13 protein-coding genes and 1 pseudogene are annotated in these 14,630 nt (G+C 28.5%); 6 read left to right on the forward strand and 8 right to left on the reverse strand.

Annotated features, from left to right (window positions below):
* Position 1: 1 nt before the first annotated feature.
* The gene (locus Q0776_RS01750; RefSeq protein WP_298364151.1) at positions 2-562 is read left to right on the forward strand and encodes a phosphatase PAP2 family protein; all 561 of its coding nucleotides are present in this window, start codon (positions 2-4) and stop codon (positions 560-562) included.
* A gap of 1 nt (position 563) precedes the next feature.
* On the opposite strand, the gene Q0776_RS01755 is transcribed toward Q0776_RS01750, so the two are convergent.
* The 5 genes from Q0776_RS01755 to Q0776_RS01775 form a co-directional block, all read right to left on the reverse strand.
* Positions 564-1,205, reverse strand: a complete 642-nt coding sequence (locus Q0776_RS01755; protein WP_298365115.1) for an O-methyltransferase — start codon at positions 1,203-1,205, stop codon at positions 564-566.
* A 75-nt stretch (positions 1,206-1,280) separates the two neighbouring features.
* On the reverse strand, positions 1,281-1,529 hold the full coding sequence (locus Q0776_RS01760; protein WP_298364154.1) for a hypothetical protein: 249 nt from the start codon (positions 1,527-1,529) through the stop codon (positions 1,281-1,283).
* Positions 1,530-1,540: 11 nt separating this feature from the next.
* Positions 1,541-2,107 (reverse strand): sigma-70 family RNA polymerase sigma factor, encoded by a 567-nt coding sequence (locus tag Q0776_RS01765; RefSeq protein ID WP_298364157.1) that lies wholly within the window; start codon positions 2,105-2,107, stop codon positions 1,541-1,543.
* A gap of 56 nt (positions 2,108-2,163) precedes the next feature.
* A complete protein-coding gene (locus tag Q0776_RS01770) occupies positions 2,164-6,207 on the reverse strand; it encodes a PAS domain S-box protein (RefSeq protein ID WP_298364160.1) in 4,044 nt (1,347 codons plus the stop codon).
* 98 nt (positions 6,208-6,305) lie between these two features.
* A complete protein-coding gene (locus tag Q0776_RS01775) occupies positions 6,306-7,097 on the reverse strand; it encodes a HAMP domain-containing sensor histidine kinase (protein ID WP_298364164.1) in 792 nt (263 codons plus the stop codon).
* 142 nt (positions 7,098-7,239) lie between these two features.
* Between Q0776_RS01775 and panB the strand changes: the two genes are divergently transcribed.
* The 4 genes and pseudogenes from panB to Q0776_RS01790 all read left to right on the forward strand — a co-directional run bounded on the left by panB (position 7,240) and on the right by Q0776_RS01790 (position 9,714).
* Positions 7,240-8,058, forward strand: a complete 819-nt coding sequence (gene panB / locus Q0776_RS01780; protein ID WP_298364167.1) for a 3-methyl-2-oxobutanoate hydroxymethyltransferase — start codon at positions 7,240-7,242, stop codon at positions 8,056-8,058.
* Positions 8,058-8,981, forward strand: a pseudogene (locus Q0776_RS01785) (2-hydroxyacid dehydrogenase); the annotation flags it as partial. The gene panB and the pseudogene Q0776_RS01785, both read left to right, overlap by 1 nt.
* A 60-nt stretch (positions 8,982-9,041) precedes the next feature.
* Positions 9,042-9,407, forward strand: coding sequence for a VOC family protein (locus Q0776_RS17795; protein WP_366138728.1), 366 nt, complete (start codon positions 9,042-9,044; stop codon positions 9,405-9,407).
* 19 nt (positions 9,408-9,426) lie between these two features.
* On the forward strand, positions 9,427-9,714 hold the full coding sequence (locus Q0776_RS01790; protein ID WP_298364174.1) for a TM2 domain-containing protein: 288 nt from the start codon (positions 9,427-9,429) through the stop codon (positions 9,712-9,714).
* Positions 9,715-9,718: 4 nt separating this feature from the next.
* On the opposite strand, the gene Q0776_RS01795 is transcribed toward Q0776_RS01790, so the two are convergent.
* The 3 genes from Q0776_RS01795 to Q0776_RS01805 are packed head-to-tail and all read right to left on the reverse strand — an operon-like array spanning position 9,719 to position 13,336.
* Entirely contained in the window at positions 9,719-11,572 is a 1,854-nt protein-coding gene (locus Q0776_RS01795) for a lysophospholipid acyltransferase family protein (protein ID WP_298364177.1), read from the reverse strand.
* Between the two features lie 37 nt (positions 11,573-11,609).
* Entirely contained in the window at positions 11,610-12,857 is a 1,248-nt protein-coding gene (locus Q0776_RS01800) for an aspartate kinase (RefSeq protein ID WP_298364179.1), read from the reverse strand.
* A gap of 2 nt (positions 12,858-12,859) precedes the next feature.
* Positions 12,860-13,336, reverse strand: a complete 477-nt coding sequence (locus Q0776_RS01805; protein WP_298364181.1) for a GNAT family N-acetyltransferase — start codon at positions 13,334-13,336, stop codon at positions 12,860-12,862.
* 125 nt (positions 13,337-13,461) lie between these two features.
* Between Q0776_RS01805 and fbp the strand changes: the two genes are divergently transcribed.
* Positions 13,462-14,484, forward strand: coding sequence for a class 1 fructose-bisphosphatase (gene fbp / locus Q0776_RS01810; protein WP_298364184.1), 1,023 nt, complete (start codon positions 13,462-13,464; stop codon positions 14,482-14,484).
* Positions 14,485-14,630 lie beyond the last annotated feature (146 nt).

The raw sequence follows: 14,630 nt of genomic DNA on the forward strand, positions 1-14,630 counted from the left end.
TTTGGAATTATTTAATTCGCTTATTAATTACGACAAACAATTACTTATTTTTTTGCATTCTTATGGAAATGAACAATGGGATAAGTTTTGGTTATTTATAACTAACCCCATATATTGGATTCCATTATTTTTTGTTTTATTCTATTTTGGGTATAAAGCTTTTGGATATAAAAAGACTGGTTTAATTTCCTTTTTTGTAATTCTAAGTTCAACCACGTCATTTGTACTAGTAAACCAAATAAAAAATACTTTTCAAAGATTAAGGCCAATTAACGATTATTCAATTAATAAATCAATAAGACAATTAATTGAAGCAAATGATTTTAGCTTTGTCTCGGGGCACTCTGCAGTTTCTTTTACAATTGCATTTTTATCTTATTGGATATTAAAGCCTAAATATCGCTTTGCTTATCTAATATTTCTTTTTCCAATTTTATTTGCATACAGCCGATTATATTTAGCCGCTCACTTCCCTATTGATATTTTATTTGGAATGATCTTAGGTTATTTAATTGCCTTTTTATTTTTTAGAATAACTTCTTATTTTTTAGCAAAAATATAATTTATTTTACACGAGTAATAGTTAATCCATCACGAATGGGTAGTAAAACAGTTTCAACCCTTGAATCGGTATTTAATAATTTATTATAAGCTACAAGTACTTTTGTATCTATGTCTTTATCTTTAATTTCTTCTACAACTTTACCACTCCATAAAACATTATCGGATAAGATAACCCCGCCCGAGTTCATTTTTTCAATTATTAAGTTGAAATAGTTTATATAATTAGATTTATCTGCATCAATAAAGACCAAATCAAATTTTTCATTTAACGTTGGAATAATATCTATTGCATTTCCTATAAACTGTGTTATGTTATTTTTATACTCAGATTTATTAAAATATTTCTTTGCAAAACTCTCAAGTTCTTCATTTTTATCAATGGTTATTAATTTGCCTTTTTTTTGCATTCCTTCAGCCAAACATAATGCAGAATAACCTGTATAAGTACCAATCTCAAGAATATTTTTGGGTGAAATTAATTTTGAAATCATTGACAAAATACGACCTTGAAAATTACCACTTAACATTCGTGGATTTAATATTTTTTGCCAAGTCTCTCTATTCAATTCCTTCAAAAGTGTAGGTTCGCTTTGAGAATGATTTACAACATAATCATCTATTTCTTCTGGTAAAAAATTCATTATTTTTATTTCAAAATTACAAAAAAACGGAACCCAAATATGAGTTCCGTTCATTTTTATTAATTAATTGGTTACTTATAATTTTTGCATTACTTCCTTCTCCATTTCCTTTTTTTCTTTGGAGCACAAACCTGTATTTTTATTGTCTAAATTTTTTTTATGTTTTTCATAACATTTAGTCATTACGCTATTTTGTTTTGAATACATTCCACATTTTTTACATAGAATAATATGAACATTTAGTTTTATTTTTTCCCACAATGTTGCCTCTCCATATTGACTTTTATCACATATTGTGGTTGCTTGGTCGCATGTTAGCTTCATACTCTCTTTCTTTAATTTTTAAACCAATTATCTTCCATACATTTCCTTAGTTGAGTTCTAGCTCTATGGATAATAACCCAAAGATTTGACGAAGTAATGTTTAACTCCTTACATATTTCTTCAGTTTCAAACTCTTGCATTGTTTTCATTTTAAATACCATTCCATATTTCTCTGGGAGTTTGCCAATACATAAATCTAGTACATCACTTAATTCTTCGTTTTCAATAAATTTTTCAATGTTATTACTCCAAGAATTAGGCACTCTTTCTTCTATCCATTCACCTTCTTTTTCTCCATCTGAATAAAAATTCATTTTTACCTCAGCTTTTCCTTTTGCAGAATTAATTTTTCTGTAATAATCAATAATTTTCCTTTTTAAAATTGAAATTAACCAAGTACGCTCTGACGCTTTACCTTGAAAATTTTCCATAGCTTTTAGACCTGCAAAGAATGTTTCTTGCACTAGATCTTTTGCTATTTCATGATTATTTACCCTACTAATTGTATAGTTAAATAAATAATCGGAGTGTAAAGCAACCCATTTGTTAGGACTTAAAGTATGTTTTTTTTGTTCCATTGATTTAAACGCGTACGCTAAAATAATTAATTATTTAGAATTACTCTAAATAATATTTAATTTAAATATTCATCAATTATATTAAACAACTCGTTTTTATTAATTGGTTTTGTCAAATAGGAGTCAAAACCTTTATTTAAGGCATTTTCTTTATCTGATTCCATAGCAAATGCCGATAGAGCGATAATTGGCAAATTCGGTTTTAACTTTTTAATTTGTTCCATAGCTTCATTACCATTCATTAAAGGCATTTTAATATCCATAAATATAAGATCAATGTCGTCGTTGTTAATGGCTAAATCAACTGCTTTTACACCATTATCAGCTTCAATAATTTTAAAATTTGTGTTTGAAAATAATTCGTTTATATAAATCATATTATATTCTTCGTCTTCTGCAACTAAAATTGTGATAATATCATTTTTTGTATTCATTTCTGATTTTAATTTTTTGCTTTCTTTTTTAATAATAACCGAATCAACTTTATTAAAAGGTATGGTAAAAAATACAGTTGTACCTTTTTTACTTGACTCAATCCACATTTCACCTTTAAATAATTCAATAAATTTCTTTGAAATGGCCAATCCAAGACCAGTTCCTTTATTTCTTTTATTCAATTCAACATTTGCTTGAATAAATCTTTCAAATATTTTACTCTGTAATTCTTTATCAATTCCAATTCCTGTATCTTTTACATAAAACTTAAGCTGATCATTATCTACTTTATAGCCAAAACTAATTTCCCCACTTTCTGTAAATTTAAAGGCGTTGGAAAGCAAATTAGTTAAAACTTGATTTAATTTAGTTTTGTCAATTAAAATATTACTATCAGCATCCTCAAGAACTGTATTGTAATTTAATTTCAATTTTTTTTCTTTAGCTATTGAATTGTAGAATAGGAATAATTCACCTAGTAATTCATTTAAATTAACATTTCCATAATTAAGTTTTACTACACCCGCTTCAATTTTTGAAATATCTAAAATATCATTAACTATGGAAAGTAATTGTTTGCTACTGTTTATTACTATTTTGGCATATTCCTTTCTCTCATTTGCTGATAACTCCGAATCCAAAAAAAGTTCTGAAAACCCAATAATTCCATTCATTGGTGTTCTAATTTCATGACTCATATTTGCCAAAAATGCAGATTTTAGTTTATCTGATTCTTGTGCTTTTACAAGTGCTTTTTTCAACTCATTATCAGCATTTTTACGTTGTACAGTAAAACTAATTTGGTTAGCAACAAATTCAAGCAATTGAAGATCGTCTTTAACATAAATATTTTCATTACTAAAACTATGAACTGCAATAGCTCCTACAACGTCATTTTGGATTTTTAATGGAACTCCTACCCAAATTTTTGATTCTATATTACTTATGTCAACACCTTTACTTTCTAGGTTTTTTAACGATTCCTTTGTTGCTAGTAATGGTTTTTTTGATTCTATTACATACTGCGTTAAGATTTTATTACCAGAAAATTGTTTCAATTCGTGATTTGCAGCAATGTTTATAGGGTAACTTATATCGCCTTTCTTTTTGTCAAATAATGCGATACAGAAATTAGAAGTATCTATAATTTTATGTATTTCATTTTTTATAAAAATACCAAATTCATTAAAATCATCAATTCGAAGTGCGGCTTCTGAAATATTATATAAAACACCTTCGAGTTCTTCTTTTTTAACTCGATCTGTTATATCTCGTACAACGGCATGAATTTTAGTTTTATCATCATTTTCCTCAATTTTGGTAAGCGAAACCTCAGCCGGAAATATCTGTCCATTTTTTCTTTTATGAAGCCACCTAAACCTATTTCCTCCCTTTTTAATAGCAACTCTAATTACTTCTTCCGCTCGTGTAAAAGAGTCACTTCCGTCTTGTTGATATTTAGGTGATATTTCAGAAGGATGTAAATTTATTAAAGACTCTTTATCTTCAAATCCAAAAATTCTAAGTGTAGACTCATTGCAATCTTCAAATAAACCATCTTTTAAAATCATAACAGCATCAATGGATTTTTCAAATATATCCCTATACTTTTTCTCAGATTTTTCTAGTAATTTTTTTGAATTCAGTTTTTCAGTAATATCTTCTGCCAACGATGCCATTCCAATAGAATTTCCATCAGCATCTTTTAAAACAACATTATACCAATCACAAGTAATAATCTCACCATTTTTAGTAATATTTTGGTTGGTATTTCTATATCCTCCTTTTTGGGTCATTAAAATTTTTGCGGATTCCTTAATATTTGGTCTTAATTCTTTGGGAACAATTAATTCAAAACCATTTTTCCCTATAATTTCTTCTTCTGAATACCCAAATATTCTTTGGGCAGAATTATTCCATTCTAAAACATTCATTTTGGTATCCCAAATAATTGACGCTAAAGGAGTGTTACTAAATTGGTCTCTTAATCTTTGGCTACTTTCAATAAATGCATCTTGTGCTTTTTTTCTTTCTGTTACATCCTCAACAATACCTTGTATATGAGTAACTCTAGCACTATTATTTGTGTTTACATCAAATTTGGTTTCAACCCATTTAATTTCACCATCTTTTGTAATTATTCTAAATGGTTTTGATTTAAATCCTTCAACTTTTAAATTTTTACTAATTTCAAAAACCTTAGTTCTTAATTTTGGTAAATCATCGGGATGTACAAGTTGGTGTACTTTTATTTTTCCAGTAAGCATTTCGGATTGATTATACCCAAACAATGTTTTGGTATTTTCTGAAGCAAAAATAACTGGAAAATCTTTTTCGTTTTTACACAAAACAGCTACGGACGAACTTTTGTTAATTATATCGTAGGCTTCTCTAATTTTAAATTCTGAAATTTTCTTTTCAGTTATTTCTTGAAAAAAAATAAGCATTCCATCTTTTGATGGTATCATTCGGTTCTCGAACCATCTTTCCCAAGCTGCAAAATAATTTTCAAAGCTACTTGGTTTTTTAGTTTTAACGGCATTTTGATATTCATCATAAAACAAATCACCTTCCTGCTCTGGAAACTCGGTCCAAATATGTTTTCCTATTAATTCATCAACCTTTTTTCCTAATAGCTCTGCAGCTTTTTCGTTAACAAATAAATAGTGAGAGTTATTATCTAATATTACAAACCCATCATTAATACTTGACAAAGTATCAGATAATAAATTTTTTGTTGTATTTAATTTTAGTTCGGCCTCAACCCTTTCAGTAATATCCTGACAAATACCAATAATTTTTGTAATCTTATTATCCTTTATTAAAACACTCCTTTTTTCGTAAATATATTTTAGCTTTCCTGTTTTGGTTAAAATTCTGTATTTTAATATTTGATTTGGAGTTTTAAGAAGTGAATCAAAATCATTTACTAGATCCTTGTCTTCTTCATGAATTAAGGACATGTAAAAATCATAATTTGGTTCCACACTTTGTGGTTCCATACCAATCATTTTATACGTTTCGTCAGACCAAGAAACTTTATCTGTATTATAATCGTAAAACCAGCTACCTATTTTTGCAATTTCCTGAGATTCTTTATATCTTCTTTTACTTTCGGCTAATGCTTTTAGCACTTTAATTCTATCCGAAATATTCTCAACAGAAACTATAATATTATCTAAAGATTTTTCACTTCCTTCAACTACTTTAAATTTTATTAAAACATCAAATTCGTCACCTTCTAATGTTTTGTTTACAGTTTCAATTTCTGTTTCTTTTTCACCTAAAAGAACATTAACTATTAGTTTTGCAAATCCTTCGTTCGATTTTGGAGTAAATACTTTATTTAAATTTTCAAATAATTCTTCTTTACTTTTTGCTTTATACATTTTTAAAGATGTTGAATTAACATCTTTAATTGAAACCATAGAAGCAACTTTGGAAATAACATCAGGATTTTGAGAAATATAAGTTCTTAAATCCATATTCGTGTTTTTCAACTTCGAATCTAAATAATTCTTTGCTTCAGAAAAATCCTCAATCCATAACGAAATTGGAGTATGCTCAAAAAATGTGAAGTATTTTTCTAAACCCACGTTACAAGTTTCAGTTGTATTTTGGTTAATTTGTTCGTTTTTATTTCTATTAAAATTTTCAGTAGCCATTCATTATATTTTCATTGATTTCAAGAAAACATTTAAATATAAACATTTTTATAAAATTATAACTACTTAATTGCAAGTTGAACCTGAAAAAAAATAATTTAACTATTCAATACAAGCTTTACATTTGTTCCTTGCCCTAATTCACTTTGTATTGAAATTTCACCATTATGAAGGTTTACAATATTTTTCGCAACCGAAAGTCCTAGTCCCACACATTTTTCTTTTTGCAAAGAATAGGTATTTACAACAAAAAACGGATCGAAAACCGCCTTAATATTCTCACTAGATATTCCAACTCCTTCATCAAAAATTGTGGTTTCTATTTTACCATTATTACTTACAATATTAATAGTAATAATTGCATTGGCCTGCGAAAATCTAATGGCGTTTTCAATTATTTCTTTCAAAGCAATTTTTAAATATTTTTCATCAACTTCAACATAAAGTTTATTATTTAAATATTGTTTTTTTATTGAAACACCTTGTTTAATGGCTTTTTCTTTGCAATTTTCAATTACTTCATTTACTATTTTTACATAGTCGCATTTTTTTAAATCAAGCTTAAACTCAGAAGATTTAACAGTTCTAAAAACTGCAAAATCATTTAATAGTTTTATTGAAAATTTAGTTGAATCATTTATTATCTCTACATGCTTTTTAAGTTTTTCCGAATCATCATAATTTTTTGAACTTAAAATCATATCCGAAAAAGAATATGCAACACCAACAGGGTTTTTTATATTATGTAAAAATTTAGAAATCAACCGTTCATTAGCTTCATTTTCTTTTTTTTGATTTGTAACACTGTTTTTGAGTTTTATACTCAAATCCAAAATTTTATCTTCTAAATCATTTATGTATTCCTTTGATGAATTATTTTCCTTTTTCACTTCTATTTAATTTAAATGTAAATTTAACTATAAAATGATAATAATTATAATTACAGTTATGTAATATTAAAATGTGCACTATAATTTTTTAACCAATATCAATTTTCACTACTTTTACCCTTTATGATTAAAACATTAAAAAATGTCTACAGCAAAAAAAGAATATAAAAGAATCACTACCAAAACTTTGGTAGAAATGAAAAATAATGGTGAAAAAATTGCAATGCTTACCGCTTACGATTACACCATGGCAAAAATTGTTGACAATGCCGGTATTGATGTTATTTTAGTTGGTGACTCAGCTTCAAATGTTATGGCCGGTCATGAAACTACTTTACCAATTACATTAGATCAAATGATCTATCATGCCAGTTCTGTAATTAGAGCAATAGAAAGATGTTTAGTGGTTGTTGATTTGCCTTTTGGAAGTTACCAAGGTAACTCAAGAAATGCGTTGGAATCTGCAATTAAAATAATGAAAGAAACCGGAGGACATGCTGTTAAATTAGAAGGAGGTAGTGAAATAGAAAATTCAATTACTAGAATTTTAGCAGCTGGGATTCCAGTTATGGGTCATTTAGGACTTACTCCGCAATCAATTTATAAATTTGGAACCTATACCGTTAGAGCCAAAGAAGAAGAGGAGGCAAAAAGACTTAAAGAAGATGCTCTATTATTAGAAAGCTTAGGTTGTTTTGCCTTAGTTTTAGAAAAAGTACCTGCTAAACTTGCCAAAGAAGTAGCAGAAAGTTTAACAATTCCGGTTATTGGAATTGGTGCAGGAAACGGTGTAGATGGACAGGTATTAGTTACTCATGACATGCTTGGAATGACACACGAGTTCCACCCAAGATTTTTAAGAAGATATTTAGACTTATTTGTTGAAATGAAAGGGGCTTTTGAAAATTACATTTCTGATGTAAAAAGTGAAGATTTCCCAAATGAAAACGAACAATATTAATGAAAGTTCTACTAATTGATACCAACCATCCTTTGCTTCAAACTGGTTTAGAAAAATTAGGTTGTGTTTGCGATGAAGATTATGTTTCCAGTAAACTCGAAATTGAAACTAAAATCAACAAATACAATGGTATTGTAATAAGAAGTAGATTTGATATTGATAAACAGTTTTTAGATAAAGCAACTAATTTAAAATTTATTGCACGAGTTGGTGCAGGTCTTGAAAGTATTGATGTAGAATATGCCACAAAAAATGGTATTCAATTAATTTCTGCTCCAGAAGGAAATAGAAATGCGGTAGGTGAACACGCGTTAGGAATGATTTTAGCTCTTTTTAACAACCTTAAAAAAGCAGATCTCGAAATTAGAAATGGAAAATGGCTTAGAGAAGCAAATAGAGGTCTAGAATTAGAAGGTAAAACTATTGGGTTAATTGGATATGGAAATATGGGAAAAGCTTTTGCTAAAAAACTAAAGGGTTTTGATGTAGAAGTTATTTGTTACGATATTAAAAGTAGTGTTGGAGATGAAAACTGCAAACAAGTATCTTTGCAAGAACTGCAAGAAAAAACAGATGTATTAAGTTTGCATACACCATTTAATGAGCTTTCTCATAAAATGGTAAATTCCAATTTTATTAATAATTTTAAAAAACCTTTTCACTTAATAAACACTGCAAGAGGATCTGCAGTAGTAACAAACGATTTGGTTGAAGCCCTACAAAATAAAAAAGTATTAGGAGCTTGTCTCGATGTTTTAGAGTATGAAAAACTATCATTCGAAAATTTATTTGAAAATGACACTTTACCTGAAGCTTTTAATTATTTAATTAATGCTGAAAATGTGTTACTATCGCCGCATATTGCAGGTTGGACCAAAGAATCTAAAATAAAACTAGCCCAAACCATAGTAGATAAGGTTGAAACACTTTTTTATTCAAAAGTTTCAGAAATAACAGAACCAAAATTAAAAAGAGTAACAGGAATTGGCGGATTATTTTTTAAAACCAACAATCCTAAAAAACTTAAAGAATGGTACAAATCCCATTTGGGCTTTAATGTAGATGATTGGGGCGCTACTTTCTGGTGGAAAACCAGTGAAGGAAAAAAAGCTAGTACACAATGGAGCCCATTTGAAAATGAAACAAGTTATTTTTCGCCTTCAACAAAAGATTATATGTTTAATTACAGAGTCGACAATTTGGTTGAATTATTGCAAAAATTAAAAGAAGAAAAAGTGACAATTGTTGGTGAAATAGAAGAATATGAATATGGGAAATTTGGCTGGATATTAGATCCTGAAGGTAATAAAATTGAACTTTGGGAACCAATAGATTCAGCATTTTTATAAATATAAAATTTAAATAATAATGGAAGTAATTGATGAAAAAGGAAATGTAATTCCTAAACAATCAGAAGAAAGCAAAAGAGTATTAGCAGGTATTTTAGGTATAATTTTAGGGTCTTTAGGAATACATAAATTTATTCTAGGTTATACAACTCAAGGAATAATTATGTTAGCAATTACTGTTGTAACCTGCGGAATTGGAGGTGCGCTTACAAGCCTAATAGGATTAATTGAAGGAATTATATACTTAACAAAATCTGACGAAGAATTCGTATATACTTACCAAACCAATAAAAAAGAGTGGTTTTAATAAATTAAATAAGTTTATTTATTGAGGATGAAGTTGATTTGCTTTCGATTTCATCTTCAATATTCTCATTTTCAAGGCTATTTTCTAACTCTGCTTGAAATTCTTCCATAACTGGTTTAACAGTACTTTCTGGTATATCAGCAACACGAATGTACATTAAACCATCAACAGCATTATTAAATTTAGGATCTACATTAAAAGCAATTAAACGAGCATTTTGTTTAACATACTTTTTAATTAATACTGGTATTCGAAGTGCTCCTGGTTCAATTTCATCTATAATTTTATCGAATTTATTCATGTCGGCCTTAGTGGCATCAAACACAAAATCTTTATCCGCATCTTTAAGCTTAACTTTATATTCCTTTTTAGGATGAATATATTGTGCTATATAAGGATCGTAATAATGAGATTTCATAAATTCAATCATTAATGATTTCGAAAAATTAGAAAACTGATTACTTATACTCACCCCACCAATAAGGTATTTATACTCTGGGTATCTTAGCGTAACATGAACTATACCTTTCCATAATAAAAACAGTGGCATTGGACGTTGTTGGTACTCTTTAACAATAAATGCACGTCCCATTTCAATGGAATTTTCCATCATTGAATATAGTTCAGGTTCAAACTTAAATAAGGTGTGAATATAAAATCCTTCAATTCCATAGTTTTTATAAATATCCTTTCCTAACCCCATTCTATAGGCTCCAACAACTTTATGAGCCTCATTATCCCATAAAAATAAATGATGGTAATAACTGTCAAAAGTATCTAAATCCAAAGATTCATTGGTTCCTTCCCCAACCTCTCTAAAAGTAATTTCTCTAAGTCTTCCTATTTCAAATTTTATATTTGGTATTGTTTTACTTGGAGCAAAAAACACTTCATAATCTTTACTCTTAAGAAGCCTTCCGTTATTTAATCTTAAAGCATCAACTTCCTCAATAATTTTATCATGATTTTTTTGCCCAACAATTTCTTTAGGAAGTTTATTTAATTTTAACGAAGGTGCGCTTAGTGTTTTATTTTCCTTTTCAAAAGGATTTGCCAACATATAGGTTTTTCGTCTAATAAAATCACAAAAATCTTTTACGTTCTTGTATTCTTCTTGATTTGCTACAGAAATAGGTTTCCCAATTCTAACCTTTATTACTCGTTCCTTCTGAGTAAGCAATTCTGAAGGTAGTTTTGCTGTTCTAAAGATTGAATTTATCTTGGAAAGGAAATAGAACATTCTACTATTTTTTCCATGAAAATAAATTGGTATTACTGGAACTTTTGCTTTTTTAATAAACTTAATAGCGCCATCTTCCCAAGGCCTATCAACTATTAATTTACCATCTCTGTATGTAGAAACTTCACCTGCAGGGAAAACCCCTAACGGAAAGCCACTATTAATATGCGATAATGCACTTTTTATTCCTGCCAAGCTAGATTTTACATCCTTTCTATCTTCAAAAGGATTTACTGGCATAATAAAAGGTTTCATTGGTTCAATTCTATGCAATAAAAAATTTGCAATTATTTTATAATCTGGTCTTTTTTCTATTAACAATTTTAAAAGCAAAATACCATCAATTCCTCCAAGTGGATGATTTGAGACTGTTATAAAAGCACCATCTTTGGGAATCCTTTTTAAATCCTCTTCTGGAATTTCAAATTTAATTTGAAGATCATCTAAAAGTGCATTAAAAAATTCTAAATCTTTTAAATGTTTGTGTTTATTATAAATTCTATTGATTTTAGAAATCCTAAGAATCTTCATTAATATCCACCCTAAGAATGTACCTATAAATCCATACTTATTTAATTTTATGGCTCTCGAAACTTCTTTCGGTGTTACTAAACTCATTTATTTTAAATTAGTGTAAATGCAAAAATACATAAAATTATTGCATAATTAATTGTACTGTATCTTTTGTAGCTTGCTTTAAAATTATCTTTCCCCTTTTTTCAACCAAATCAACAGCTTCTTGGGTAACATGTCTAATTGTGTATAGCGAAACATTTTCAACATAATTAACAACATAATTTAGTGTTACTTCCTTTAAAAAAGAGTCGAAATTATTAAATTTATCTTCTATACAAACCGAAAAACTCAGTGCCGAATTTTGAATAAGATTTACCTTTAATTTATAATTATGAAGAATTTTAAATATATCACTTAAATTATGTTCAACCATAAAAGAAAAATCTTGAGCCGAAATTGATATAAATATTTGCTCTTGTTTTAAAATAAAACAAGAAACTTCAGGCACTAAATTAAGCCCTGTCTTAACACTTGTTCCTTTTTCTGAGGGATTATAAAAAGAACGAACATATAAGGGTATTTTTTTGTTTTCTAGTGGCTTTAAAGTTTTAGGGTGTATTACAGATGCTCCGTAAAAAGACATTTCTATAGCTTCATTGTATGAAATTTGTTCTAATAAAATGGTGTTTTTAAAATAACGTGGATCTGCATTTAAAACACCTTTTACATCTTTCCAAATGGTTACACTTTCTGCATTTAAACAAAATGCAAATATTGCTGCAGAATAATCCGACCCTTCTCTACCTAAAGTAGTAGTTTCTCCTTTTTTGTTCGACCCTAAAAACCCTTGAGTTATGGTTAAACTAGAAGTATCTATGTCTTTAATTTTTGCTTCAGTTATATCCCAATTTACATGAGCTCCTCTATAACTCGAATCTGTTTTTATAAAATCTCTAACATCAATCCAATTATTAGCAATCCCAATTTCATTTAGATATTGGCTAACTATTGTAGTAGAAATTAACTCACCATAGCCAACAACTTGATCATATATAAAATTATAATCAGTATTCTTATTGGTTATAAAAAAACCACTCAGTTGTCCTAATAGTTTTTCAATTTCTAATAAAACAAATTGCTTATTAGTTAAAAATAGTTCTTCAATTATAGTAACATGAAAATTTCTAACAACATCTATTTCCTTTTTTAATTCTTCAGATTTTTGACAATAGGAATCAATAATTTTTTCAAAAGCATTGGTCATTTTTCCCATCGCAGAAATGACAATAAGCGTATTGTTATAACCTTCATGTTCTAAAACACGAAGCACATTTTTAACACTTTTTGCATCTTTTACTGAAGCTCCACCAAATTTAAAAATTTTCATAATTACGTATTTAAATACTTTTTCATAGACGCTCTATCAATCTGCGCAGTATCCCAATCACGTAATACATTTGCACCAGTACTTTCATAAAAATTAATGGCGGGTTCGTTCCAATCCAAAACAGCCCATTCAATACGTTCAACACCTTTTTTATAACCGTATTCAATTACTTTTTTATAAAGCGCACTACCAATTTTAAGACCTCTTTTAGTTTCAGTAACTATTAAATCTTCTAAATGTATTGTTGGCCCTTTCCAAGTAGAATATCTAGGATAACATAATGACATCCCAACAATTTCCGTATTTAATTCGGCAACAAAACATTTAAATAAAGGATTAGATCCAAAACCATCTTTTTCTAAATCTTTTACAGTAACAATTACAGCATGTTCCTCTTTTTCAAAATGAGCCAATTCCTTAATCAATTTTAAAACTGACGGCATATCCTCTTTTTTTGCTTCCCTAATATTAAAGCTCATTCTATTTTACTTAAAGTTAATGTTAGCTAAAGTAAAAAACTTTGTTCAAAATTTATGAACATAGCTAACCAATTGTAAATTATTTTTTCTCGATATTTGTAAAAACACATAACCCAAATAACAATATGGAAACTAATAATTTAACCTTAGGAGAATTTATAATTGAAAATCAAAAGCATTACAAATCTACCTCTGGTGAATTCTCAAGGTTATTAAGTTCAATTAAACTAGCCGCAAAAATTGTAAACCATGAAGTTAATAAAGCTGGTTTGGTTGATATTATGGGTGCTGCTGGCGGAACAAATATTCAAGGCGAAGACCAACAAAAATTAGATGTTTTTGCCAATGACGTGTTTATGAAAACCTTAATTAATCGTGAAATTGTTTGTGGAATTGCAAGTGAAGAAGAAGACGACTTTGTTACAATTAAAGGAAAAAACCAAACAAACGAAAATAAATATATTGTTCTAATTGATCCACTTGATGGCTCGTCAAATATAGATGTTAATGTTTCTGTAGGAACTATTTTTTCCATTTACAAACGTGTTACTCCAATTGGAACTCCAGTTGAAATATCCGATTTTTTACAACCTGGAAATTTACAAGTGGCGGCAGGTTATGTTGTTTACGGGACATCAACCATGTTAGTTTACACATCGGGACATGGTGTAAACGGGTTTACGTTAAACCCAGCAATTGGATCATTTTACTTATCGCATCCAAATTTTCAATTTCCAGAAGACGGAAAAATTTACTCCGTAAACGAAGGTAATTATGTACATTTTCCACAGGGAGTAAAAGACTATCTAAAATACTGTCAAGAAGAAAAAGATGATAGACCTTACACCTCAAGATATATTGGATCGTTAGTATCGGATTTTCATAGAAATATGATAAAAGGTGGAATCTATTTGTACCCAACAAGTTCAATAGGACCAAAAGGAAAACTACGTTTGCTATACGAGTGTAATCCAATGGCATTTTTAGCCGAACAAGCTAATGGAAAAGCTACGGATGGTTATAAACGAATTTTAGATATTAAACCAACAGAATTGCACCAACGAGTTCCATTTTTCTGCGGAAGTAAAAATATGGTTGCTAAAGCAGAAGAATTTATGGCAAAATATCCAAATGATGCCAATTATTAATCGTAAATTAGATAAATTATTGCAATTTAAATATTTAATTACGTAAAAATTCTGTTACAAAAGTAAATTAAAACTAACTTTAGTATAGCTTATAACAATACTGCTATAAGAACATTCAATTTTTATGATTTTTTATAATGAAGTTG

Origin of the sequence: uncultured Lutibacter sp. (assembly GCF_947495725.1) — a bacterium.
GTDB lineage: Bacteria > Bacteroidota > Bacteroidia > Flavobacteriales > Flavobacteriaceae > Lutibacter.

Coding starts and splice junctions, on each gene's coding strand:
- Q0776_RS01795 (WP_298364177.1), bottom strand. CDS start 11,572: ATGAGTTTAGTAACACCGAAAGAAGTTTCGAGAGCCATAAAATTAAAT.
- Q0776_RS01755 (WP_298365115.1), bottom strand. CDS start 1,205: ATGAATTTTTTACCAGAAGAAATAGATGATTATGTTGTAAATCATTCT.
- Q0776_RS01770 (WP_298364160.1), bottom strand. CDS start 6,207: ATGGCTACTGAAAATTTTAATAGAAATAAAAACGAACAAATTAACCAA.
- Q0776_RS01760 (WP_298364154.1), bottom strand. CDS start 1,529: ATGAAGCTAACATGCGACCAAGCAACCACAATATGTGATAAAAGTCAA.
- Q0776_RS01800 (WP_298364179.1), bottom strand. CDS start 12,857: ATGAAAATTTTTAAATTTGGTGGAGCTTCAGTAAAAGATGCAAAAAGT.
- Q0776_RS01805 (WP_298364181.1), bottom strand. CDS start 13,336: ATGAGCTTTAATATTAGGGAAGCAAAAAAAGAGGATATGCCGTCAGTT.
- Q0776_RS01790 (WP_298364174.1), top strand. CDS start 9,427: ATGGAAGTAATTGATGAAAAAGGAAATGTAATTCCTAAACAATCAGAA.
- panB (WP_298364167.1), top strand. CDS start 7,240: ATGTCTACAGCAAAAAAAGAATATAAAAGAATCACTACCAAAACTTTG.
- fbp (WP_298364184.1), top strand. CDS start 13,462: ATGGAAACTAATAATTTAACCTTAGGAGAATTTATAATTGAAAATCAA.
- Q0776_RS01765 (WP_298364157.1), bottom strand. CDS start 2,107: ATGGAACAAAAAAAACATACTTTAAGTCCTAACAAATGGGTTGCTTTA.